The organism is Kitasatospora sp. NPDC053057, from assembly GCF_044546945.1.
Lineage (GTDB): Bacteria > Actinomycetota > Actinomycetes > Streptomycetales > Streptomycetaceae > Kitasatospora.
In genome coordinates, this window is record NZ_JBITZP010000015.1 from 101,770 (window position 1) to 124,043 (window position 22,274).

Here is a 22,274-nt window from a genome sequence, read left to right on the forward strand (position 1 = left end):
CGTGGCTCATGACTTCTTGGCCTTGGTGGTGTGGGCGGCGACCCAGATCGCGACCGCGATGAGCGTGCCGAGGCCGAAGATCCAGCCGAACAGACCCTCGGTCACCGGACCGAGGCTGCCCAGGGTGAGACCGCCGGGGTTGGGCTCATCGTTGGTGGTGTGGCGGACGAAGGCCACGATCTGCTTCTTCTGCTCCTCGGGCATGGTGCTGTCCGGGAACGACGGCATGTTCTGCGGGCCGGTCTGCATGGCCTCGTAGATGTGCTTGGCGTCCACGCCCTCCAGCGACGGGGCGTACTTGCCCTTGGTCAGGGCACCGCCCTGGCCCGCGAAGTTGTGGCACTGGGCGCAGTTGGTGCGGAACAGCTCGCCACCCTTGGAGATGTCATCGGGGTCGGTCGAGGTGTACTGATCCGGCTTCGGCGCGATCGGGCCGGGGCCGAGCGAACCGATGTACGCGGCGAGCTGGTCGATCTCGCCCTGGGTGTAGATCTTCGGCTTGCGCGGCACCTGGGCGCCGGGCTGCTGGGCCGGCATGCGGCCGGTGCCGACCTGGAAGTCGACGGCGGCGGTGCCGACGCCGACCAGGCTCGGACCCTCGCTGCTGCCCTGGCCGTTGATGCCGTGGCAGGAGGAGCAGCCGACGGCGAAGAGCCTCTTGCCCTCATCGATCGCGAGCGACTGCGCGGCGACGTCGGCCTGCGCCTTGTCGGCGGGCGCGAACGCGGCGTACAGCCCCCCGGTTGCCGCCAGGGCGAGAAGTAGGACGACCAGCGCCGCCAATGGGTGGCGCCGTCGTGCGGAGAGCTTTTTCACGGAATAACCCCGGTGTCAGGATCTGGTCGACTGGTGGGTGCACCCGGCGGCCGGTCTGGCCGGCACGAGGCTGCCTGTCCAAGGCTGCGCGCGCGGTCGGTCGGTGGGAGCGTCGGCACCGGCAGAAGCGGCCCGTCGCCGGTGAGGGCGGGGGCCGCAGCCGGTGGCCAGCGACCTGATCAGCTGGTTACTTGATCAGGTAGATGGTCGCGAACAGGCCGATCCACACGACGTCGACGAAGTGCCAGTAGTAGGACACGACGATCGCGGCGGTGGCCTGCTCGTGCGTGAAGCGCTTGGCTGCGTACGTCCGTCCCAGGACCAGCAGGAAGGCGATCAGACCACCCGTCACGTGCAGACCGTGGAAGCCGGTGGTCAGGTAGAACACCGTGCCGTACGGGTCGGAGGACAGCGAGAGGCCGTCGTTCTTGACCAGCTCGGTGTACTCGTAGACCTGGCCGCCGATGAAGATCGCGCCCATGAAGAACGTGAGGATGAACCACCCGCGGAGCTTCTTCACGTCACCGCGCTCGGCGGCGAACACGCCGAGCTGGCAGGTGAGCGAGGAGAGCACCAGGACGGTGGTGTTGATCGAGGAGAACGTCACGTTGAGGGCGTGCGCCTTCTCGGCCCAGAACTCGGCTCCCTTGACGGAGCGGAGCGTGAAGTACATCGCGAAGAGGGCCGCGAAGAACATCAGCTCGGAACTGAGCCAGACGATCGTTCCGACGCTGACCATGTTCGGTCGATTGACCGATCCGTGCGCGTGCCCGGTTTCTGTTGCTGTTGCTGTCGCCACGACGGACATTATGTCGGTCCCTTATTCCGTCTTCACGTCGGGGGGTGTCCCTCGGAGTGTCCGGTGCGTGCGGTATGCCCGCTTGGAGGGCGACGGGGTGTCCGTGTGCGGGCTGAGCAGCGGCGTGTCCCATTTCTGACGGTTCCTCGGGCGGGCCCGCTACCCCCTTGCCCGGCGCGTCGTTGCACGGACGGCGCAGTGCCGCGATGTAGGGGAGAGGACGCCGCATCCGCCGTCCGGGTGGACCGAGGGGGACCGGGTGACGGGCCGTCCTCCGGGTGGGTGAGCCGCGGGCGGGGCGGCTTGGGGAGGAACGTGCGCGAGGGGGACCGGCGACGGGGGAAACGGGAGTAGCATCCGGATCAGGTGAACGTGGTCCGGATCACACTTGAGGGAGCAGGGTCCATGGCGTACACGACCGACGAGACGCTCACCGTCCTCGTCTACAGCGACGACCGCAACACCCGCGAGCAGGTGCTGACGGCACTCGGCCGCCGGCCCGCCGAGGATCTTCCGGAGCTGTCCTACCTCGAGTGCGCGACCACCCCCGCGGTGATCAAGGCATTGGAGAAGGGCGGCATCGACCTCTGCGTGCTGGACGGCGAGGCGGTCCCGGCCGGCGGGCTCGGCCTGGGGCGCCAGCTCAAGGACGAGATCTACGGCTGCCCGCCGGTGCTGGTGCTGATCGGCCGGCCGCAGGACTCCTGGCTCGCCGCCTGGAGCCGGGCCGATGCCGCGATCTCCCACCCGGTGGACCCGGTGGCGCTGGCCGGGGCGGTCGCCACCCTGCTGCGGGCACGGCTGGCCAAGCGGGCTCCGGCCGCGCGTTGAGCGGTGCCGTCTCAGTACTGGAGAAGACCGGGCCCTAGGCACCCCGCCGCTCGATAGGCTGGCTCCATCCGTACGGACGTCCCCCCGGCGCGGGGGAACCGACAACAGCTGGAGTCAGCCATGGTGAACGTGAACCCTGCGAACGGTGGTACCGACCCCGCGCAGGTGGTCCGCACCTGGCCGGACCTCCTGGCGGCGCTGTTGAAGGGGGAGGACCTCGACCGCTCGTCCACCGCGTGGGCGATGGACCGGATCATGAGCGGTGAGGCGTCCCCCGTCCAGGTGGCCGGGTTCATGGTGGCGCTACGGGCCAAGGGCGAGACGGTCGACGAGATCGCCGGTCTGGTCGATGCGATGTACGAGCACGCCGAGCCGCTGGACATCCCCGGTCCGGCGGTCGACATCGTCGGCACCGGCGGCGACCGGGCGAAGACCGTCAACATCTCCACCATGTCGGCGATCGTCGCGGCGGCCGCCGGGGCCAAGGTGGTCAAGCACGGCAACCGGGCCGCCTCCTCCTCCAGCGGCTCCTCGGATGTGCTGGAGAAGCTCGGGGTGGCGCTGGACCTGTCGGCCCGGCGGGTGGCCGAGGTGGCCGAGGAGGTCGGGCTCACCTTCTGCTTCGCGGCGAAGTTCCACCCGTCGATGCGGCACGCCGCCACCGCGCGGCGCGACCTCGGGGTGCCGACCGCCTTCAACATCCTCGGCCCGCTGACCAACCCGGCGAAGGTCACCTCGCACGCGATCGGCTGCTTCGACACCCGGCTCTCCGGGCTGATCGCCGGCGTGCTGGCCCGGCGCGGGGCGACGGCGCTGGTGTTCCGCGGTGACGACGGGCTGGACGAACTGACCATCACCACCACCTCGCGGGTGTGGCTGGTACGCGACGGGGCGGTCACCGAGACCACCTTCGACCCGCGGGACGTCGGCATCGAGCTGGTCGGCATCGAGGCGCTGCGCGGGGCCGACGCCGCGTACAACGCCGAGGTCGCGCGCCGGCTGCTGGCCGGGGAGCGCGGGCCGGTGCGGGACGCCGTCCTGCTGAACACGGCGGCGGCGCTGGTCGCGATGGACCTCGGCGACGCACCGCTGACGGAGCAGCTCGCGGCGGGCATGGCCCGGGCGGCCGAGGCGATCGACTCGGGCGCGGCGCAGGACCTGCTGCGGCGCTGGTCGGAGGCCACCAGCCGGATCTGAGGCGGCAGTTGAGGGCCCGTGTCGATTCGTCGGCACGGGCCCTTGTGGCACGCGCCCCGAGCGGGCGAAGACGCTGTCCGGATGGTGGATGCCTGTTTGACCGTCCGACGTACCCGACCTAGAGTCTGGGCCAGGTCATGAGTGACAGCGCGAAGCCCCAGCTGGCTGTCCGGCAACCCTCCGTCCGTGGCGGGGTGCCCTGGGTGAGGACCGGGTCGCCGGGCAAGCCGTCCGCGCGACAAGCGCGGACACCGGACGGTCAGCACTCCCGGGGTCCCTTACCCCGTGAAGGAGTGCATCCTCATGTCCCTCTCCGCCCACCCGTCGCCCGCCGCCACCCTTCTTTCGGCGCGCTCCGCGCGGCTTTTCCCGAGCGCCCCGCTCGCCGTCCTCGGCCACGACGTCCAGGTGCCGCTCGCCAGCGGTGAGAAGGTCGGCTACGCGGCGCTCGACTACGCGGCCAGCGCGCCGGCGCTCCAGCGGGTCTGGGATGACGTCGCCGCCTACGCCCCGTACTACGGCAGCGTGCACCGCGGCGCCGGGTACCTGTCGCAGCTGTCGACCGACCTGTTCGAGCAGAGCCGCCGGACCGTCGCCGAGTTCCTCGACCTGCGCGAGGGCGACCAGGTGGTCTTCACCCGCGCCACCACCGACTCGCTCAACCTGCTGGCCGCCGCCGTGCCGGCCGGCACCCGGGTGTTCGCCTTCGAGACCGAGCACCACGCCTCGCTGCTGCCCTGGGCGCACGCCGGGCTGGAGGTCAGCTACCTGCGGGCGCCGCGCTCGCGGGCCGAGGCGGTGGCCGCGCTGGAGGCGGCGCTCGCCGGGGCGCCCGAGGGGCCGAAGCTGCTGTGCGTCACCGGCGCCTCCAACGTGACCGGCGAGCTGTGGCCGGTCGCCGAGCTGACCGCGACCGCGCACCGGCACGGCGCCCGGGTGGTGCTGGACGCCGCCCAGCTGGCCCCGCACCACCGGGTCTCGGTGCGCGAGCTGGACGTCGACTGGATCGCCTTCTCCGGCCACAAGCTGTACGCGCCGTTCGGCGCCGGGGTGCTCGCCGGGCGGGCGGACTGGCTGGACGCGGCCGAGCCGTACCTGGCCGGCGGCGGGGCGACCCGGACGGTGGCCCGGGAGCTGGACGGCTCGGTGGCGGTGCAGTGGCACACCGGCCCGGCCCGGCACGAGGCCGGCTCGCCGAACGTCATCGGCGCCTACGCGATCGCCTCGGCCTGCCGGGCGCTGACCGAGGCCGGCTTCGACGCGCTGGAGGCCCGGGAGCGGCGGCTCGTCGAGCGGCTGACGGCGGGGCTGGCGGAGATCCCGCAGGTCAAGGTGCTGAACCTGTTCGGCGAGGGCTCAGCCCGGGTGGGCGTGCTGTCCTTCGTCGTCCGCGACTGGAACAGCTCGCACTTCTCGGCCGCGCTGTCCGCCGAGTACGGCATCGGGGTGCGCGACGGGCTGTTCTGCGCCCACCCGCTGGTGCGGACCCTGCTCGGGGAGGAGTCCGGCGTGGCGCCCGGTCCGGTCTCCGAGTGCGGGGCGCCGGAGCCCTCGCTCCCGGGGGAGCGCAGCCTGAACGCGATCCGGGTGAGCTTCGGGGCCGGCACGCCGGACGAGCACATCGAGCGCTTCCTGACCGCCGTCCGCGAGTTGGTCACCGACGGCGCGGCGTGGAACTACCGCAACGAGGGCGGCCGTTGCGTCGCCGACAGCCGCCGCTAGGTGCGTGCCCCGGCGTCGGCCCGCAGGCGGGAGTCCGAAGACCGGCCCTGGGCCTGACGGCTACTCGTCCAGGCCGAGGGCGAAGGCCGCTTCCAGGTCGTGCTGGGAGTAGGTGCGGAAGGCGATCTGGGTCTCGGTGTGGGCCACGCCCGGGACCTTGTTCAGCCGGCCCGGGATGACCTCGGCCAGGTCGTCGTGGCGGCGCACCCGGACCATCGCCACCAGGTCGTAGCCGCCGGTCACCGAGTACACCTCGCTGACGCCCTCGATGGCGGCGATGGCCTCGGCGATCTCCGGGATGCGGTCGACACTGGTCTTGATCAGGACGATGGCGGTGATCACTGTTTCGGGCTCCTTCGTGGGGTGCGGCCAGCGTATCGGGCCTCAGCCGGGGCGTCTTGGGGGGTGTCCGACCACGGTGCAGGCGTACAGGAAGCCGGCCGAGAAGCCGATCACGTGCACCAGGTAGGCCACCCCCGGGCCGGCCGAGTGCACCGACCACCACTGCAGCGCGAACCAGAGGCCGAGCACCAGCCAGGCCGGGAAGCGCAGCGGGAGGAAGAGGAGCAGCGGCACCAGGGTGGTCACCCGGGCCCGCGGGTGGAAGCGCAGGTACGCGCCGAGCACGGCGGAGATCGCGCCCGAGGCGCCGATCAGGACTCGGGTGGAGCCGGGCGAGTGCGCCTCGGCGAGCGCGAAGCCGTACGAGGCGAGGCTGCCGGCGGCCAGGTAGAAGAGGAGGTACCTGGCCCGGCCGAGCCGTCGTTCGACGGTGGGGCCGAAGACGTGGAGGAAGAGCAGGTTGCCCAGCAGGTGCAGCCAGCCGGCGTGCAGGAAGAGCCCGGTGAGGGCGGAGACCGCCGGGTGCTTGCCCGGAGTGGGGGCGGCGGGGCAGCCGGGGACGGGGTCGGGGCCCTCGGCCAGCTGTTCGGCGGTGAGCGGGTGGCCGGTCAGCAGCTCGGCGGGGACGGCGCCCCAGCGCTGCTCGTACCGCTGCTCGGCGCAGATCCGGGCCTGGCCGGTGCCGTACAGCGGGTTGAGACCGGCGGCCGGGCCGAGCAGGAAGACCAGGGTGTTGACCGCGATCAGGGCGTAGGTGACCGCCGGGGCGGGCACCGCCGGGCGGTCACCCCGCGCGTCCGTGTGGTCGGGGGCCGCGAGCGCCATGCGGCCAAGCATCCCTCCGCGCGCGGCAGGTGACACGGCGGTTTACGGCAGGTGGACTAGCCATCGTGTTCCGGCAACCGGTGGTCGGGGTGGTTGCCCCAGGCAATAGGCTTGGGGCGGGCAATCCCGTCTCCCGCCGCCGACGCCGGGGCTCCGGGGGGAGCGCCTAGCCCGCCCAGGGACCAGCCGAGAGGATCCCCCCGATGACCGTCCCCGCACTGACCGCCGAGACGCACTGGCGCTGCACGCTGTGCGGCAACCTCACCCGCTTCGACGTGACCCGCACCGCGCGGGTGACCGAGTTCCTGCACTTCGACCTGGCCGGCGAGTCCAAGGTCGAGGAGACCGAAGTGCTCAGCGAGACGATCGAGTCGGTGCGCTGCCGCTGGTGCAACGCGGTGGACCAGGTCGAGCTGGTGGCCCGCCCGGGCGCCGAGGGCGCGGAGGCCCCCGCCGAGCAGGGCTGACCCCGGCGGTGCGGTGGGCGGTGCGCGACGCGGCTGTCCACCGCACGGGACAATACAGACAAGACGCACGGAGCGTGACGACAGGGGCGGCCGCGGGCCGCACCCGCTGGACCAGGATCGGAGCCGAGGACGTGGTGGACGCAGCGAGGGAGCCCGGCGAAGCGCAGGGGCTTCAGCCCGCTGCGCAGGCACCGGAGCCGGCCGCCGGGACGGTCCCGTCCGAGACCGCTGTGCCGGAGGGCACCGCGGCAGGGGCCGCTGCCTCCGGTGCCGATCACTGCGGTGCCGCTGTTTCCGGTGCGGCGGAGCGCGCGGCCGAGAAGCTGGACCGGCCGCTGCCCGAGGGCGTGCGCCGGCGTGTGGTCGGGCTGGCCTCGGACGCGCTGGGCGGGCTGCCGCCCGCGGAGCTGCCGCAGAGCCTGCGCCAGTACGTCAAGTTCACCCCTGCGCGGCGGGCCAAGTACGCGGCCACCGCGCTGGCGGCGGCGCTGGAGTCCGAGCCGGCCTTCCGGGTGCGGATAGCGGAGCGGCTGCGGCTGGGCCAGCCGGACCTGGTGAAGGCGTTGGAGTCGGGCACCGTCCCCGGCGCCGCCGATCCGATGGACGTCGCGGCCGCCGCCTACCTGGTGCGCTCGGCGGGTTGGAGCCGGCTGGTCACCGAAGCCGGCGAGGAGGCCGAGCGGGCCGGCGCCGAGGACGCGGCGGCGGAGGCCACCCGGCTGGTGGAGAAGCTGCAGGCCGAGCTGGCCGAGGTGCGGGCCGCGGCGCGGGCGGACCTGGACCGCCAGCGCGCGGAGTCCGAGGGCATCCGGCGGGAGGCCGAGTCGCTGCGCAAGAAGGTGCGGTCGCTGGAGAGCGACACCCGCCGGGCGCAGGCCGAGACCCGACGGGTGACCGGGGAGCTGGAGGCCGCGAAGGCGCAGGCCGCGGGTGAGCGCAGTGCGGCCGAGAGCGAGGCGCGACGGCTGCGGCACCGGGTGTCCGAGCTGGAGAACGCCGCCGAGCAGGGCCGTCGGTCGGCCCGCGAGGGGCGCAGCGTCGAGGACATGCGGTTGCGGCTGCTGCTGGACACCGTGCTGCAGTCGGCGCAGGGCCTGCAGCGCGAGTTGGCGCTGCCGGTCTCCCAGATCCGCCCGGCGGACCTGGTGGAGGCGGTGGTGCCGGGGGCGGCCTCGCCGCACGACGTGGCCCGGCGCGGCCTGGCCGAGGACGATCCGGCGCTGCTGGACCAGCTGCTGGCGATCCCGCAGGTCCACCTGGTGGTGGACGGCTACAACGTGACCAAGACCGGGTATCCGGCGCTGCCGTTGGAGCAGCAGCGGATCCGGCTGCTGGGCGGGCTGGCGATGCTGGCCCAGCGCACCCAGGCGGAGGTCACCTGTGTGTTCGACGGGCAGGACCTGGACGTGCCGGTCATCATGGCGCCGCCGCGCGGGGTGCGGGTACGGTTCAGTCGGACCGGGGAGACCGCGGACGAGCTGATCCGCCGTCTGGTCCGGGCCGAGCCGCAGGGCCGTCCGGTGGTGGTGGTGTCCACCGACCGGGAGGTCGCGGAGGGCGTGCGGAAGGCGGGTGCGCGCCCGGTGGCCTCGGTGCTGCTGCTGAACCGGCTGGCCCGGCCCTGACCGGGCCGGGGGCCGTGACACCTGGTCAGTGCCCGTTTTCGGGCGCTTTCCGCGGGGGTGTGCGGATCCGGTGAAGTCAGCGTGGGAACCGGAGTTCACGCCTTCGGGGGAGTGGCAAAACGGATAGATCTTCACTAGGGTCTGGCGTCAAACCTATTTTCCGGAATCTCGCCCGAACGGGTGAGTCCGATGAAGAAGGAGCCGGTCCCTTGGCCTCCCACCGCCGTCCCAAGCAGCCGAGCCGCGCGCGGGTGTCGGTGCTCACCGCTGCCGCTGCGACCGCGGTCGCCCTCTCCGCTCAGGTGGCCGCACACGCCGCACCGCAGCCGAACACGTCCGACGTCAAGGCGCAGATCGACCAGCTCCAGCAGGACCAGGAGCAGGCGGCGGAGAAGTACAACGGTGCCAAGGAGCGCGCCGACCAGCTCCGCAAGCAGGCCGACCAGCTGCAGGACCAGGTGGCCCGCAGCCAGGACCAGATGAGCCAGCTGCAGACCGGTCTGGCCCAGGTCGCGGGCGAGCAGTACCGCACCGGCGGCATCGACCCGTCCGTCCAGCTGATGCTCTCCTCCGACCCGTCCGGCTACCTGGAGAAGGCGTCGAGCGTCCAGCAGGCCAGCCAGAGCCAGACCGAGGCGCTCAAGGGCCTGCTCGACCAGCAGCGCCGGCTGGACCAGGAGAAGGCCGAGGCGGCCGCCGTGCTGGCCTCGCTGGACTCCACCACCAAGGACCTCAACCAGGCCAAGGCGGACGTCAACCAGAAGCTGAAGGCCGCGCAGGACCTGCTGAACTCGCTCAGCGCCGCCGACCGGGCCGCGCTGAAGGCCCAGCAGCAGCAGGACGACCGCGCCTCTCGCGGCGCCGCCCGGGTCGACCTCAGCAGCCTGCCGCCGGCCAGCGGCTACGCGGCCGTGGCCGTCGCCAAGGCGATGAGCAAGCAGGGCTCGCCGTACGTGTGGGGCGCCACCGGGCCGAGCACCTTCGACTGCTCGGGCCTGATGGTCTGGTCGTACGGCCAGGCCGGCGTCTCGCTGCCGCGCACCTCGCAGGAGCAGGGCGACGTCGGCACCCGGGTGCCCTCGCTGGACCAGGCCCAGCCGGGCGACCTGGTGATCTACGGCAGCGACCGGCACCACGTCGGGATGTACATCGGCAACGGCATGGTGGTCCACGCGCCGCACACCGGTGATGTGGTGAAGGTGATGAAGGCCGACGCGATGCCGATCAACACGATCCGCCGGGTCTGACGGCCCGACACGCCCGGGGTTCGACTCCGGACCTGTGATCCGCGCCACCTCCCGATCCGGGGGTGGCGCTTCGGGTTCGCCCGTTCCTCGACCGATCGGTGAGCGTCGATCAGCTTTGCGTGCGGTGGCGATCACCATCAGTCATTTTCACAAAAGAACATGGGCAATCTTCCGTCTTTTTTCTGACAAGGATTTGAACGGATCACGGTTCAGTTACTAGGGTCGTGCCCCGAACCACCGCACTGTCGATCACCCAGCCTGGGTGGCGGCGGTGGTTTCCGTCGAGTTCGCGAAACAGCGGGGCAGGTCGAAGCGACTGCCCGACAGGGGAGCCCAGTGGTCGGGGGCGCTGCGGAGCGGAGCCGGGGAACCACGTTCCTCCGGGGTGAATCGGCGCCAGGTCGGCCGTTGGTGAGGCCGTGAGGCGTCGTAGGGCATGCTTCCGGCCCGAACCCGTCAGCTCACCCGGTAGGCGGACGTAGGAAGAAGGAGTCCGCCTTCGTGGCGTCCCATCGTCGTCCCAAGCCCGCCAGCCGCGCTCGTGTCTCGATCCTGACCGGCTTCGCCGCCGCGGCCGTCGCCCTCTCCGCGCAGACCGGCGCGCACGCCGACCCGCAGCCGACCAAGGAACAGGTCAAGGAGCAGGTCGACCAGCTCAACGAGCAGGCCGAGCAGGCGACCGAGAAGTACAACGCGGCGCAGGAGAAGCAGCAGGAGCTGGAGAAGCAGGTCTCCGGCATGCAGGACCAGGTGGCCCGCCAGCAGGCGCAGGTGACCGACCTGCAGGGCGGCCTCGCCGAGATCGCCGGGGAGCAGTACCGCAACGGCGGCATATCCCCGACCGTTCAGCTGATGCTCTCCTCCAGCCCGGACAACTTCCTCAACCAGGCCGGGGCGCTGAACCAGGCCGGTGACACCCAGAAGAACCAGCTGAAGCAGCTCCAGGAGCAGCAGCGCAAGCTGGACCAGGACCGCACCGAGGCGCAGGGCAAGCTCGCCGAGCTGGAGTCCACCACCACGCAGCTGAAGGCCTCCAAGGAGGACGTTCAGAACAAGCTGAAGGCCGCCCAGGACCTGCTCAACACGCTGACCGAGCAGGAGCGCCAGGCGATCAAGGCGGCCGAGGACAAGGCCGCCGCCGACGCCAAGGCCAAGGCGGACGCCGCCGCGAACGCCTCCCAGCCGAGCGCCTCCGATCGCGCCTCGCGGGACAGCGGCCGCTCCGACCTCGGCTCGGGCTCCTCGGCCGCGCCGGTCAAGGTCGCCCCCGGCAGCTCGCACGGTGCCGCCGCGCTGTCCGCCGCCGCCTCCAAGATCGGCAGCCCGTACGTCTGGGGCGCCACCGGCCCGGGCTCCTTCGACTGCTCCGGCCTGATGGTCTGGGCGTTCAACCAGGCCGGCGTGTCGCTGCCGCGCACCTCGCAGGAGCAGGCCGGCGCCGGCACCCGGATCGGCTCGGACCTCTCCCAGGCCCAGCCCGGCGACCTGCTGATCTTCTACAGCGACGCCCACCACGTCGGCATCTACGCGGGCAACGGCCAGGTGCTGCACGCGCCCAAGCCGGGCGCCTCGGTCCGCTACGAGGCCGTCTCCAACATGCCGCTGGCGTCCATCGTGCGGGTCTGATCCGCGTCAGGCGCCAACAGGCCCGGCCCTCCACCACGGAGGGCCGGGCCTGCGGCTTTTCCGGCGACTCGGCCTGGTGTCCGAATAGGGGTCAAATATTCGGGTCGGGAGGGGTTTGGACTCACTTGCCCGGACTCGCTAACGTCTGCCACCGGACTCCCGCTCGACGGCCGCCCACTGGGGCGCGGCCGCGGGGCCGCGCCGCAGGACTGGAGCCGCTGCCGCCATGCCCGTGCACCGCCGTTCCCAACTGCTCGTCCGTGCGCTGGTACTGACCGCGGCCGCCACCACGGCCCTGGGCGTGGCGACCGTCGGCAGCGCCCAGGCCGCCCCCGGGGCGCCGGACACGCCCGACCGCAAGGACGTCAAGGCGCAGGTCGAGCAGCTGTACGACGAGGCCGAGCAGGCGTCGGAGAAGTACAACGCCGCGCAGGAGGCGCAGAAGCGGCTCCTGAACGAGACCACGAACCTGCAGGGCGAGGTCGCCGCCGCCCAGGACCAGCTCAACCAGCTGCGCGGGGACCTGGCCACGGTGGCCGGGGCCGAGTACCGGGGCGGCGGGATGACCCAGACCGCCCAGCTGATGCTCTCCACCGACCCCGCGGCCTACCTCGCCCGCGCCCGCACCCTCGGCCAGGCCGCCGAGCGGCAGCAGGAGACGCTGCACGAGCTGGTCACCCGTCAGCGCCGGCTCGACCAGCGCCGCACCGAGACCGCGGCCAAACTCGCCGAACTGGACCAGGCCCGCCGCTCGCTGGCCGAGAACAAGCAGCAGATCCAGCAGCGGCTGGCCACGGCGCAGAAGCTGCTGAACGGCCTGGGGGTCGCCGAGCGGACCAGGATGGCCGCCCAGGACGCCCGGGAGGCCGAGCAGCGCGCCACCCGCGGCACCGACCGGCTGGACCTCGGCACCGCCCCGCCCGCCTCCGAGCGCGGGGCGGCCGCGCTGGCCGCCGCGGTGCGGATGATCGGCTCGCCCTACGTCTACGGATCCACCGGACCCCGTGCCTTCGACTGTTCCGGTCTGATGTACTACAGCTGGCGGCAGGCCGGAGTGACCCTGCCGCGGACCTCGCAGGCCCAGGCGTACGCCGGGCAGCGGATCAGCCTCTCCGAAGCACGGCCGGGAGACCTGGTGATCTTCTACCGGGACATGCACCACGTCGGGATGTACGCCGGCGGCGGGGTGATGGTGCACGCCCCGTACCCGGGCGCCAAGGTCCGGTACGAGAGCGTCAACTCGATGCCGGTCTCAGGGGTGGTCCGGCTCTGAGCGCGACGCCCTCCGGCCAGGCCGACATACGTGGTCGCATGCTGTCCCGGCGCGGTGCGCTGCTGCTGGCGGCCGGCGGGCTGGCCCAGCTGTCGCTGCCCCCGGCCGCCCCGGCGGCGCCGCCGGACGGGCGGGCGGCCGACCGGCGCGCCGAGGTGGCCGGGCTGCTGGCGGAGCGGGCGCGCTCGCTGCCCGTCCGGTCCGGGCTCACGGGGGCCGAGGCGACGTACCGCAACCTGGTGCTGTCGCCCGAGCAGGGAGCCCCGGCGGCCGACGGGCCCGAGCGGCTGACCGCGTCCGTCGAGCTGGCGGTGCGGATCACCGGGTACGACGAGTACCCGGTGGTGTACCCGCGCCGGATCGAGCTGGTCCGGGACCGGGGCGGCTGGCGGGTCGAGCACGAGGAGGGCACGGGCGGACCCCCGGCGCTGTGGGACCTCGGCCCCGCCCGGACCGCCCCCGGCGCCCGGTGCATGGTGCTCGGCCTGGCCGGGGGGCCCGACCCGGCCGGCCTGGTCGCGGTGGGGGACCGGGCGGTGCCGGCCGTCAGCGAGGTCTGGGGCGGCGGCTGGCCCGGCCGGCTGCTGCTCGAACTGCCCGCCACCGAGCCGCAGTTCGCCCGGCTGCTGGAGGCCGACCCGGCGGGCTGGACGGGCATGGCGGCGGTCACCGTGGCCGCCCCCGGCGCGCCCTGGCACACCCCGGCGGACCGGGTGGTGATCAACCCCGAGGCGTTCGGGCGGCTCAGCGACTTCGGCCGGCAGGTGGTGGTCACCCACGAGGCCACCCACGTCGCGACCCGGGCCGACACCCGGGCCTGGACCCCGCTGTGGCTCTCCGAGGGCGTGGCTGACTGGACCGCCTACCGCCAGTCCGGGCGCCGCCCGCAGCAGATCGCCCCCGAGCTCACCCGGGACGTGGCGGCCGGGAAGCTGCCCACCGCGCTGCCCGCCGACGGGGACTTCGCCGCGGGAGCCACCGGCATCGCCCAGGCCTACGAGCAGGCCTGGCTCGCCTGCGACCTGATCGCCCGCCGGTACGGGACCGAGCGGCTGGTCGCCTTCTACCGGGCGGTCGGCGCGGCCGACGGGCAGAGCGAGGACCGGGAACGCCGTACCGACCGGCTGCTGCGCGGCGAACTGGGCGTCGGCCTGGCCGAGTTCACCGGGCTCTGGCTGGCCGACGTGCAAGCGTTGAGGAAGTAGGGCGTGCCCCGGCGTCGCGCGCCCGGCGGGAATTGTCAGACACGCCCTAGCGGCCGGCCGGGTGGTCGATGCCGTCCAGCAGGTCCTGCTCGTAGGCGATGCCCGGGCGGACCGGGTAGGCGGAGGCGGGCGGCAGCGCGGCGGGCTCGGACAGCACCACGGTGGGCGGCAGGGGCGTCGCGGCGCGGGTGGAGCGCCAGAGCCGGATGCAGGAGAGCACGGTGGCGGTCAGCAGCAGCAGGTTGCGCAGGCCCAGCACGGTGATCGCCAGCGGCTCGCTGTTCAGGACCTGGGTGAACATGGTCGGGAACTCGAGCAGGGTGAGCGGGCAGGCGAGCAGGATCAGCAGCGCCACCGGCCGCTGGCTGGTGCCGCGCACGGTCAGGCAGACCGCCGCCACGCCGATCAGCCAGACCAGGTACTGCGGGCTGATCACCCGGCTGGTCACCACGAAGATCAGCAGCGCGCACAGCGCCGCGTCGTACATGGTGGCCGCGTTGCGGCGACGGGCGGTGAAGCGCCACAGCAGCAGCCAGAGGAAGCCCAGCACGGTGCCGGCCATCATCACCTTGCTGATCACGCTGACCCACGGCCCGAGCATCTCGGGGGAGCCGTAGTTCATGGTGACCCTGCCGTTCCAGCCACCGGCGATCCGGGCGAGGTGCAGCGGCAGGGCGCCGACCGACTCGACCTCGATGCCGCGGTCCTTCTGGAAGGCCAGGAAGCCGAAGGCGCCGTTCATCCCGGCCGCGAGCAGGAAGCCCACCGAGACGGCGGTGGCCGCGGCCAGAGTCCAGGAGCGGCGGGTGCGGCGGCCGGACGGGGTGCCGATCAGGCCGAGCAGCGGCCAGACCTTGACGATGCCGCCAAGGCCCAGCAGCAGCCCGCCGACCGCCGGGCGGCGGATCAGGGCGAGCAGGCCGGCCAGGGTGAGCGCGGTGACCAGGAGGTCGAAGCGGTTGTAGATCATCGGGCCGAGCAGCGGCACGCCGACCACCCACATCCAGGCGCCGGTCAGCGCCCGGCCCCGGCGCAGGCCGGTGCGGATCAGCAGCGCGGCCGCGGCGGCGTCGGCGATGCCGCAGATCACCCAGAACGAGGTCAGGTACGACCAGGGCAGCAGGCCCGGCAGCAGGATCACCAGGGCGGCGCCGGGCGGGTACTGCCAGGTCACGTCGTCGAACGGGAAGGTGCCGGTCTGCAGCACGCCGTACCAGGCGTGGTAGATCATCCAGACGTCGGCCGTGACGTCGCCGCCGGGCGACTTCAGCACTCCGGTCATCAGCAGCACCAGTACGGTGCGGGTGGCCACCCAGGTCGCCCCGAGGGCGGCGAGCGCCCCGAGCGGGCGGCCGAGGCGGCCGCGCGAAGTACCGGACTCGGTGGCCGGGGCCAACTCCACTGCGCTCCCTCGTTCGTCTCGACGTCCTCACCGGAGGCGTCGTACTGACGGACGCCCGGGCCGCCGCATCCGCGGCCTAGGTACTAGGACTGACCCGGGGGTCAAACGGTTGCCGTGTGCGGTTCCGTTCCCGGCGGGTCATGGTGTTGACCTATCGTACGGATCACCCAGCGGTACACCGAGCACCCCCCGACCGAGCGAGCCGTGGCCTGATGCACAGAACCTTGATCGTCACCAATGACTTCCCGCCCCGCCCGGGAGGCATCCAGGCCTTCGTGCACAACATGGCTGTCCGTCAGCCTGCCGGGAGCATCGTGGTGTACGCCTCGACCTGGCGGGACGGCACCGAGGTGCGGCGCTTCGACGCCGAGCAGCCGTTCCCGGTGATCCGGGACCGGACGAAGGTGATGGTTCCCACACCCCGGGTCACCCGGCGGGCCGCCGAGATCCTGCGTGCAGAGAAGTGCGACTCGGTCTGGTTCGGCGCCGCCGCCCCGCTCGGTCTGATGGCGCCCACGCTGCGCCGGGCCGGGGCCGGGCGGCTGCTCGGCATGACCCACGGGCACGAGGCCGCCTGGGCCCAGCTGCCGGGCTCCCGGCAGCTGCTGCGGCGGATCGGGGCGGGCACCGACGTGCTCACGTACCTGGGCGAGTACACCCGCTCGCGGATCGCCGCCGCGGTCGGGCCGCGGGCCGCGGCCCGGATGGTGCAGCTGCCGCCGGGCGTGGACGAGTCGACCTTCCACCCGGCCTCGGGGGGCGCCGAGGTGCGCCGGCGGCTGGGGCTGGCCGACCGGCCGGTGGTGGTCTGCGTCTCCCGGCTGGTGCCGCGCAAGGGCCAGGACACCCTGATCGAGGCGATGCCGCAGATCCTGGCGGACGTGCCGGACGCGGTGCTGCTGATCGTCGGCGGCGGGCCGTACCGGGCGGACCTGGAGAAGCTGGCGGACGCCAAGGGCGTACGGGCCTCGGTGCGGTTCACCGGCTCGGTGCCCTGGGAGGAGCTGCCCGCCCACTACGGGGCCGGGGACGTCTTCGCGATGCCCTGCCGGACCCGGCGCGGCGGCCTGGACGTGGAGGGCCTGGGGATCGTCTACCTGGAGGCCTCGGCGACCGGCCTGCCGGTGGTCGCGGGGGACTCCGGCGGGGCCCCGGACGCGGTGCTGGAGGGCGAGACCGGGTACGTGGTGCCGGGCGGCTCGGCCGCGGCGGCCGCGGAGCGGATCGTCCGGCTGCTGGGGGACGAGGAGCTGCGGCGGCGGATGGGCGAGGCCGGGCGGCGCTGGGTGGAGCGCTCCTGGCGCTGGGACCTGCTGGCCGGGCGGCTGACCTCGCTGCTGGCGGCCTGAGGCGGCCGACGGCCGGGGACATGGACGGGCCCGCCTCCCCGGGAGGGAGGCGGGCCCGTCCGCGTCCGTGACTACTTCCGGTACAGCGCCTCGATCTCGGCGGCATAGTCCTTGAGCACGACGTTGCGCTTGAGCTTGAGCGAGGGCGTCAGGTGGCCGCTCTCCTCGGAGAACTCGGTGTCCAGCAGGCGGAACTTCTTGACCGCCTCGGCGTGCGAGACGGCCGCGTTGCCGTCGTCCACCGCGGTCTGCAGGGCGGCCAGCAGGTCCGGGTCGTCGGCGAGCTCGGCGACGGTGGCGGTGGCGGGCTTGCCGTTGAGCTCCTTCCACTTCGGGAAGAAGTCCGGGTCGACGGTGATCAGGCAGGCGATGAAGGGCTTGCGGTCGCCGACCACCATGACCTCGCCGACCAGGGCGTGGGCGCGGATCCGGTCCTCGATCACGGCCGGGGCGACGTTCTTGCCGCCGGCGGTGACGATGATCTCCTTCTTGCGGCCGGTGATGGTCAGGTAGCCCTCGGAGTCCAGCGAGCCGAGGTCGCCGGTGGCCATCCAGCCGTCCTTGAGGGTGTCGGCGGTGGCCTGCGGGTTGTTCCAGTAGCCGGTGAAGACGTGCGGGCCCTTGAAGTAGACCTCGCCGTCCTCGGCGATCCGGACGGAGGCGCCGGGGACCGGCTGGCCGACCGTACCGATCTTCGGCTTGTCCCACGGGTTGAAGGCGGTGGCCGCGCAGGTCTCGGTCAGGCCGTAGCCCTCCAGGACGGTGAAGCCGATGCCCCGGTAGAAGTGGCCGAGCCGCTCGCCGAGCGGGGCGCCGCCGGAGATCGCGTGGGTGGCGCGGCCGCCGAGGGCGGCGCGCAGCTTGCTGTAGACCAGCTTGTCGAACACCGCGTGCTTGAGCCGCAGGACCAGGCCCGCGCCGCCGCTGTCCAGCGCCCGGCTGTAGGCGATCGCCGTCTCGGCGGCCTTGTCGAAGATCTTGCCCTTGCCGTCGGCCTGGGCCTTGGCGCGGGCGGTGTTGTAGACCTTCTCGAACACTCTGGGCACGCCCAGGATCAGGCTCGGTTTGAAGGCGGCCAGCTCGGCGGTGACGTCCTTGATGTCGGAGACGTGGCCCAGCTTGATCGGGGCCATCGCCGGCGCGATCTCGGCGATCCGGCCGAGCACGTGGGCCAGCGGCAGGAAGAGCAGGACGGAGCTGTCGCCGGTGCGGAACAGCGGGGCCAGGCGCTCGACCACGTTGCCGCACTCGGCGAGGAAGTTGCCGTGGGTCAGCTGACAGCCCTTCGGGCGGCCGGTGGTGCCCGAGGTGTAGACGATGGTGGCGATGTCGTCGGGGCCGGCGATCGAGCGGCGCTCCTGCACCGTCGCGTCCGGGACGTCCCGGCCGGCCTCGGCCAGCGCGGCGAGCGCGCCGCCCTCGATCTGCCAGGTGTGCTTCAGCTCAGGCAGGCGGTCGCGGACCTCGCCGACCACCTTGACGTGCTGGTCGGTCTCGGTCAGGACGGCGACCGCGCCCGAGTTCCCGAGGATCCACTCGACCTGCTCGGCGGAGGAGGTCTCGTACACCGGCACGGTGATCGCGCCGGCCGTCCAGATCGCGAAGTCCAGCAGCGTCCACTCGTACCGGGTGCGGGACATGATGCCCACCCGGTCGCCAGGTTCGATGCCCGCGGCGATCAGGCCCTTCGCCGCGGCGTGCACCTCGGCGAGGAACTGGACCGAGGTCAATTCCTGCCAGTGGCCGTCCACCTTCCGGCTGAGCACCGCGACGTCCGGGTGCTCCTCGGCGTTCCGGTGCACAGGGTCGGAGAGGTTACCGCCGCTCGGTACCTGGTAGAGGGCCGGAAGGCTGAAGTCGAGCAAGACTGCTCCTCGTTCGCGACGCTGCGGGACGGCAGGACGTTACTGCCCGGTAGGCAGCTTCGACCAGGGGGGTCGGCCCCGGTGTTCGAAGTGTCACACCCGGCCGGGTCGGACCAGGCCGTGACCGGGTCGTTCGACTGGCACCCTACGGCAGCCCATCGGTGACCGGTCGGTAGCGTGCCCCGCCGCCCGCCCCGCACCGCCCGCCGCCGGTGCCCGCGCGGCCGAGTCGATCGCCGGTCGCGATAGCCTGCTCCGGGCGGAGCGGGTCGAGCGCGCCCCGACCGGACCGGCAGGCAGAGGGACGACACGGAGGGCCATTCCATGGCGGAGCACACCAGGTCGAGCATCACCATCGACGCGACCCCGGCCGAGGTCATGGCCGTGATCGCCGACTTCGCCGCCTACCCGGCCTGGACCGGTGAGGTCAAGGAAATCGAGGTCCTGGAGACCGCCGAGGACGGCCGCGCCGCCGAGGTCCGGCTGCTGCTGGACGCCGGTGCCATCCGCGACGAGCACACCCTCTCCTACACCTGGGACGGCGACCGCGAGGTCCGCTGGACCCTCGTCCGCAGCCAGATGCTCCGCTCGCTGGACGGCTCCTACACCCTCGCCCCGCTGGCCGGCGGCCGCACCGAGGTCACCTACCAGCTCGCCGTGGACGTCAAGATCCCGATGCTCGGCATGATCAAGCGCAAGGCCGAGAAGGTCATCATCGACCGCGCGCTGGACGGCCTGAAGAAGCGCGTCGAGGGCTGACGGGGAGCGGCACGGCGGAACGGGGGCTGACGGCATGACGGCGACGCGCACCATCCTGGTCAGCGGTGACACGGGCGCGCCCACCGTGGCCGCCGCCACCGCCCTGCACGCCGCCCGGAGCGGCCACCGCACCTGGCTGCTGGCCGCCGACGACCCGCACCGCACCCTGGACGCCGTCCTCGGCACCCGGCTGGAACCCGAACCGCTCCGCTACGCGCCGGGCCTGACGGTCTCCCGGATCGACGAGCAGGCCGCCTTCCGCTACGCCGTCGGCGAGCTCACCGGCCGGCTCAAGCCCGCCCTCGACCTGCTCGGCGCCGAACAGCTCGACCCCGAGGAGCTGACCGCCCTCCCCGGCATCGCCCGGCTCGCCCTGCTGCGCGCCCTGCCCGCCGCCGACCAGGACGTCCTGGTGGTGCTCGCCCCGCCGCCCGCCGAGCTGATCGCCACCCTCGCCCTGCCCGAGCAACTGGCCCGCTACCTGGACCGGCTGGTCCCCGAGCAGCGGCAGGCCGCCCGCGCGCTGCGCCCGCTGCTGGCCGGGCTGGCCGGCGTCCCGATGCCCGCCGAGTGGCTGTACGAGGGGCGCACCAAGGCCGCCGCGGTGCTCGCCGAGTCCCGCGCCGCGATCAGCGACCCGGGCACCAGCGTGCGCCTGGTCGTGCCGGCCGACGGCCACCCGTACGACGAACTGCGGCGGATCCGGGCCGGGCTCGCGCTGTACGGGCACCGGCCGGACGCCGTCGTGGTGCACGGCGCGCTGCCGCCGGCCGCCCTCGCCTCGCCCGACCCCTGGCTGGCCGCGCTGGCCCGCCGCCGCCAGGAGGAGCTGGACCGGCTCACCGCCGAGACCGACGCCCCGGTACTGCTCACCGGCCTGGCCGAGGGCACCCTGGAGGCCGTCGCCGACCGCCTGTACGGGGACGGGCCCGGCCCCGGGCGGCTGGACCCGGAGCCCTGGCCGGTCGAGGACCGGCTCGCCGAGGACGGCCTGCTGGTCTGGCACCTCGACCTGCCCGGCGCCGACCGCGCCGGGCTGGACCTGGTCCGCCGGGGCGACGACCTGGTGGTCGGCCTCGGCGCCCACCGCCGGGTGCTCCCGCTGCCCGCCGCGCTGCGCCGCTGCACGGTCGCCGGGGCGGGGCTGCACGAGGGCGTGCTGTCGGTGCGGTTCGCGCCCGACCCTTCGCTCTGGCCGCAGGGCTGACGGGCTTTTCGACCCCGGCCGATCAGCGGGGCCGACCGGTGTCGCCGGTCGGGTAGCGTCGGGCCTCAGGGCCGCGGGGTGCGGCCACGGCTGAGGAGGCGCCCGCGATGACCAGCACCGACGACCGTACCGAGCCCGGCACGGAGCAGGGGAGCGGGCAGTCCCACCCGTTCGGGCCGGAGCTGGGCCCGCTGGTCGACGAGGTGCGCCGGTTCGCCACCACCGTCGGCGAGAAGGCGCAGGAGACCAGCGCCACCACCCTGATCGCCCTCTCCGGGCTGGCCGACCGCCTGCGCACCCAGCAGCCGGAGGTCTACTCCCACCTCGCCGCGGCCGGCTCCGGGCTGGCCGCCGCGGGTGCCGAGCTGCTGGCCGCGTACCGGGCCGCGGTGGCCGGGCACGAGCAGCGCTGGACCGCCGGGGACGGGGCGCCGGTGGAGAAGATCGACCTCGACGAGCCCGGCCGGGCCGGGGGTGCCGACGGGGCCGGCGGGACTGACGGGACATCCGCCAAGCAGTGAATCCGTAACCTTCGGAGGGTGATCGCGTTGCTCTCGTGCGTCACTAAGAAGGAGATTAGATAAGACTTTTGAAGCTTAGCGGCCCGGTTTTCCCAGAATTGTCTTCGGATAATGTATGCGAGGCTGTGTACGGGGGCTGGGTTGGGCGGTACCGTTCCGTCCAGCGGGAACGAGTGAATAGCTGAGGGACACATGGCTCTGACCATCGGCGTCGATGTCGGCGGGACCAAGATCGCGGCAGGCGTGGTCGACGATGCGGGTGCGATCCTGGCGCGGACCCGGGTCCCCACCCCGGCCGACCCCCAGTGGGCGGTCGACGCCATCGCGCAGGCCGTGCGCGAGCTCAAGGAGCAGCACCCCGACGTCACCGCGGTCGGCGTCGGTGCCCCCGGCTTCGTCGACAGCAACCGCTCCACGGTGATCTTCGCGCCCAACATCGACTGGGAGAACGAGCCGCTGCGCGGCCGGATCGAGGAGCTCACCGGCCTGTCCACGGTGGTCGAGAACGACGCCAACTGCGCCGCCTGGGCCGAGTTCCGCTTCGGCGCGGCCGCCGGCCACCAGGACATGGTGCTGATCACCGTCGGCACCGGCATCGGCGGCGGCATCGTCCTCGACGGGCGGCTGCACCGCGGCCGCTTCGGCGTGGCCGGCGAGATCGGCCACCTCAACATGGTCCCGGACGGCCTGCAGTGCGGCTGCGGCGGCAAGGGCTGCTGGGAGCAGTACGGCTCCGGGCGCGCGCTGCGCCGCTACGGCCGGGAGAAGGCCGCGGCCGACCCGGTGCGCGGCCGGCGGATGCTGGAGCTCAACGACGGCGTCGCCGAGACCATCCGCGGCATCCACATCACCGAGGCGGCCGAGGGCGGCGACCCGCTCGCCCTGGAGTGCTACGCCGAGCTGTCCGACTGGCTGGGCCGCGGCATGGCCGACCTCGCCGCGCTGTTCGACCCGGGCGTGTTCGTCCTCGGCGGCGGCGTCTCCGACTCCGGCCGACTGCTGCTCGACCCGGTCGCCAAGGCCTTCGAGCACTACCTGACCGGGGGGGTGCACCGCCCGCGCGCCGAGGTCGTACTCGCCTCGATGGGCTCCGCGGCCGGCATCGTCGGCGCGGCGGACCTCGCCCGCACCTGACCGTCACTCCCCCTCCTTCGCCAGACCCGCCGGCGGCGGTGCGACCGGGCCCCGACCAATCC

At 73.1% G+C, this 22,274-nt stretch carries 20 protein-coding genes and 2 riboswitches; of the genes, 14 read left to right on the plus strand and 6 right to left on the minus strand.

Annotated elements, in window-relative coordinates:
* Positions 1–6 precede the first annotated feature (6 nt).
* Together ACIG5E_RS18000 and ACIG5E_RS18005 are read right to left on the minus strand one after the other, a co-directional pair.
* Positions 7–816 (minus strand): c-type cytochrome, encoded by an 810-nt coding sequence (locus ACIG5E_RS18000; RefSeq protein WP_396534395.1) that lies wholly within the window; start codon positions 814–816, stop codon positions 7–9.
* Between the two features lie 187 nt (positions 817–1,003).
* A complete protein-coding gene (locus tag ACIG5E_RS18005) occupies positions 1,004–1,624 on the minus strand; it encodes a heme-copper oxidase subunit III (protein ID WP_188303997.1) in 621 nt (206 codons plus the stop codon).
* Positions 1,625–2,020: 396 nt separating this feature from the next.
* Between ACIG5E_RS18005 and ACIG5E_RS18010 the strand changes: the two genes are divergently transcribed.
* The 3 genes from ACIG5E_RS18010 (at position 2,021) to ACIG5E_RS18020 (ending at position 5,365) form a co-directional block, all read left to right on the plus strand.
* Positions 2,021–2,446 (plus strand): hypothetical protein, encoded by a 426-nt coding sequence (locus tag ACIG5E_RS18010; RefSeq protein WP_396534396.1) that lies wholly within the window; start codon positions 2,021–2,023, stop codon positions 2,444–2,446.
* Positions 2,447–2,566: 120 nt separating this feature from the next.
* Positions 2,567–3,643: an anthranilate phosphoribosyltransferase gene (gene trpD / locus ACIG5E_RS18015; RefSeq protein WP_396534397.1), complete on the plus strand. Its 1,077-nt coding sequence runs from the start codon at positions 2,567–2,569 to the stop codon at positions 3,641–3,643.
* A gap of 133 nt (positions 3,644–3,776) precedes the next feature.
* Positions 3,777–3,894: riboswitch (SAM riboswitch) on the plus strand.
* Between the two features lie 52 nt (positions 3,895–3,946).
* The gene (locus tag ACIG5E_RS18020; RefSeq protein ID WP_396534398.1) at positions 3,947–5,365 is read left to right on the plus strand and encodes an aminotransferase class V-fold PLP-dependent enzyme; all 1,419 of its coding nucleotides are present in this window, start codon (positions 3,947–3,949) and stop codon (positions 5,363–5,365) included.
* A 60-nt stretch (positions 5,366–5,425) separates the two neighbouring features.
* Here the strand turns inward: ACIG5E_RS18020 and ACIG5E_RS18025 are convergent, their stop codons facing one another.
* Positions 5,426–5,707, minus strand: coding sequence for an Lrp/AsnC ligand binding domain-containing protein (locus ACIG5E_RS18025; RefSeq protein ID WP_030240061.1), 282 nt, complete (start codon positions 5,705–5,707; stop codon positions 5,426–5,428).
* Between the two features lie 42 nt (positions 5,708–5,749).
* On the minus strand, positions 5,750–6,532 hold the full coding sequence (locus tag ACIG5E_RS18030; protein WP_396534399.1) for a rhomboid family intramembrane serine protease: 783 nt from the start codon (positions 6,530–6,532) through the stop codon (positions 5,750–5,752).
* Positions 6,533–6,735: 203 nt separating this feature from the next.
* Between ACIG5E_RS18030 and ACIG5E_RS18035 the strand changes: the two genes are divergently transcribed.
* The 6 genes from ACIG5E_RS18035 (at position 6,736) to ACIG5E_RS18060 (ending at position 13,975) form a co-directional block, all read left to right on the plus strand.
* Positions 6,736–6,999 carry a hypothetical protein gene (locus tag ACIG5E_RS18035; protein ID WP_396534400.1) on the plus strand — a complete coding sequence of 88 codons (264 nt, stop codon included), beginning with the start codon at positions 6,736–6,738 and terminating at the stop codon, positions 6,997–6,999.
* 230 nt (positions 7,000–7,229) lie between these two features.
* On the plus strand, positions 7,230–8,624 hold the full coding sequence (locus ACIG5E_RS18040) for an NYN domain-containing protein (protein ID WP_396534456.1): 1,395 nt from the start codon (positions 7,230–7,232) through the stop codon (positions 8,622–8,624).
* Positions 8,625–8,833: 209 nt separating this feature from the next.
* Positions 8,834–9,871: an NlpC/P60 family protein gene (locus ACIG5E_RS18045; protein ID WP_396534401.1), complete on the plus strand. Its 1,038-nt coding sequence runs from the start codon at positions 8,834–8,836 to the stop codon at positions 9,869–9,871.
* A gap of 337 nt (positions 9,872–10,208) precedes the next feature.
* Positions 10,209–10,362, plus strand: a riboswitch (cyclic di-AMP (ydaO/yuaA leader).
* Positions 10,363–10,372: 10 nt separating this feature from the next.
* A complete protein-coding gene (locus tag ACIG5E_RS18050; RefSeq protein ID WP_396534402.1) occupies positions 10,373–11,497 on the plus strand; it encodes an NlpC/P60 family protein in 1,125 nt (374 codons plus the stop codon).
* Between the two features lie 226 nt (positions 11,498–11,723).
* Complete coding sequence (locus ACIG5E_RS18055) at positions 11,724–12,770, plus strand: NlpC/P60 family protein (protein ID WP_396534403.1); 1,047 nt, start codon at positions 11,724–11,726, stop codon at positions 12,768–12,770.
* A gap of 38 nt (positions 12,771–12,808) precedes the next feature.
* Complete coding sequence (locus tag ACIG5E_RS18060) at positions 12,809–13,975, plus strand: hypothetical protein (RefSeq protein ID WP_396534404.1); 1,167 nt, start codon at positions 12,809–12,811, stop codon at positions 13,973–13,975.
* Positions 13,976–14,021: 46 nt separating this feature from the next.
* Here ACIG5E_RS18060 and ACIG5E_RS18065 read toward each other — a convergent pair whose 3' ends face one another.
* A complete protein-coding gene (locus ACIG5E_RS18065; RefSeq protein WP_396534405.1) occupies positions 14,022–15,377 on the minus strand; it encodes a glycosyltransferase 87 family protein in 1,356 nt (451 codons plus the stop codon).
* Positions 15,378–15,589: 212 nt separating this feature from the next.
* On the opposite strand from ACIG5E_RS18065, the gene ACIG5E_RS18070 reads away from it, so the two are divergent.
* Positions 15,590–16,726, plus strand: coding sequence for a glycosyltransferase family 4 protein (locus ACIG5E_RS18070; protein ID WP_396534406.1), 1,137 nt, complete (start codon positions 15,590–15,592; stop codon positions 16,724–16,726).
* A gap of 71 nt (positions 16,727–16,797) precedes the next feature.
* On the opposite strand, the gene ACIG5E_RS18075 is transcribed toward ACIG5E_RS18070, so the two are convergent.
* On the minus strand, positions 16,798–18,591 hold the full coding sequence (locus tag ACIG5E_RS18075; RefSeq protein WP_396534407.1) for an AMP-dependent synthetase/ligase: 1,794 nt from the start codon (positions 18,589–18,591) through the stop codon (positions 16,798–16,800).
* A 324-nt stretch (positions 18,592–18,915) separates the two neighbouring features.
* Between ACIG5E_RS18075 and ACIG5E_RS18080 the strand changes: the two genes are divergently transcribed.
* The 4 genes from ACIG5E_RS18080 to ACIG5E_RS18095 all read left to right on the plus strand — a co-directional run bounded on the left by ACIG5E_RS18080 (position 18,916) and on the right by ACIG5E_RS18095 (position 22,212).
* A complete protein-coding gene (locus ACIG5E_RS18080; protein WP_396534408.1) occupies positions 18,916–19,350 on the plus strand; it encodes an SRPBCC family protein in 435 nt (144 codons plus the stop codon).
* 34 nt (positions 19,351–19,384) lie between these two features.
* Positions 19,385–20,557, plus strand: coding sequence for an ArsA family ATPase (locus tag ACIG5E_RS18085; RefSeq protein ID WP_396534409.1), 1,173 nt, complete (start codon positions 19,385–19,387; stop codon positions 20,555–20,557).
* Positions 20,558–20,664: 107 nt separating this feature from the next.
* The gene (locus ACIG5E_RS18090) at positions 20,665–21,078 is read left to right on the plus strand and encodes a DUF5304 family protein (RefSeq protein ID WP_396534410.1); all 414 of its coding nucleotides are present in this window, start codon (positions 20,665–20,667) and stop codon (positions 21,076–21,078) included.
* Positions 21,079–21,270: 192 nt separating this feature from the next.
* Complete coding sequence (locus ACIG5E_RS18095) at positions 21,271–22,212, plus strand: ROK family glucokinase (RefSeq protein ID WP_396534411.1); 942 nt, start codon at positions 21,271–21,273, stop codon at positions 22,210–22,212.
* Positions 22,213–22,274: the final 62 nt, after the last annotated feature.

Coding starts and splice junctions, on each gene's coding strand:
- ACIG5E_RS18095 (WP_396534411.1), top strand. CDS start 21,271: ATGGCTCTGACCATCGGCGTCGATGTCGGCGGGACCAAGATCGCGGCA.
- ACIG5E_RS18070 (WP_396534406.1), top strand. CDS start 15,590: ATGCACAGAACCTTGATCGTCACCAATGACTTCCCGCCCCGCCCGGGA.
- ACIG5E_RS18020 (WP_396534398.1), top strand. CDS start 3,947: ATGTCCCTCTCCGCCCACCCGTCGCCCGCCGCCACCCTTCTTTCGGCG.
- ACIG5E_RS18085 (WP_396534409.1), top strand. CDS start 19,385: ATGACGGCGACGCGCACCATCCTGGTCAGCGGTGACACGGGCGCGCCC.
- ACIG5E_RS18010 (WP_396534396.1), top strand. CDS start 2,021: ATGGCGTACACGACCGACGAGACGCTCACCGTCCTCGTCTACAGCGAC.
- ACIG5E_RS18090 (WP_396534410.1), top strand. CDS start 20,665: ATGACCAGCACCGACGACCGTACCGAGCCCGGCACGGAGCAGGGGAGC.
- ACIG5E_RS18030 (WP_396534399.1), bottom strand. CDS start 6,532: ATGGCGCTCGCGGCCCCCGACCACACGGACGCGCGGGGTGACCGCCCG.
- ACIG5E_RS18005 (WP_188303997.1), bottom strand. CDS start 1,624: ATGTCCGTCGTGGCGACAGCAACAGCAACAGAAACCGGGCACGCGCAC.
- ACIG5E_RS18055 (WP_396534403.1), top strand. CDS start 11,724: ATGCCCGTGCACCGCCGTTCCCAACTGCTCGTCCGTGCGCTGGTACTG.
- ACIG5E_RS18060 (WP_396534404.1), top strand. CDS start 12,809: ATGCTGTCCCGGCGCGGTGCGCTGCTGCTGGCGGCCGGCGGGCTGGCC.
- ACIG5E_RS18035 (WP_396534400.1), top strand. CDS start 6,736: ATGACCGTCCCCGCACTGACCGCCGAGACGCACTGGCGCTGCACGCTG.
- ACIG5E_RS18080 (WP_396534408.1), top strand. CDS start 18,916: ATGGCGGAGCACACCAGGTCGAGCATCACCATCGACGCGACCCCGGCC.
- trpD (WP_396534397.1), top strand. CDS start 2,567: ATGGTGAACGTGAACCCTGCGAACGGTGGTACCGACCCCGCGCAGGTG.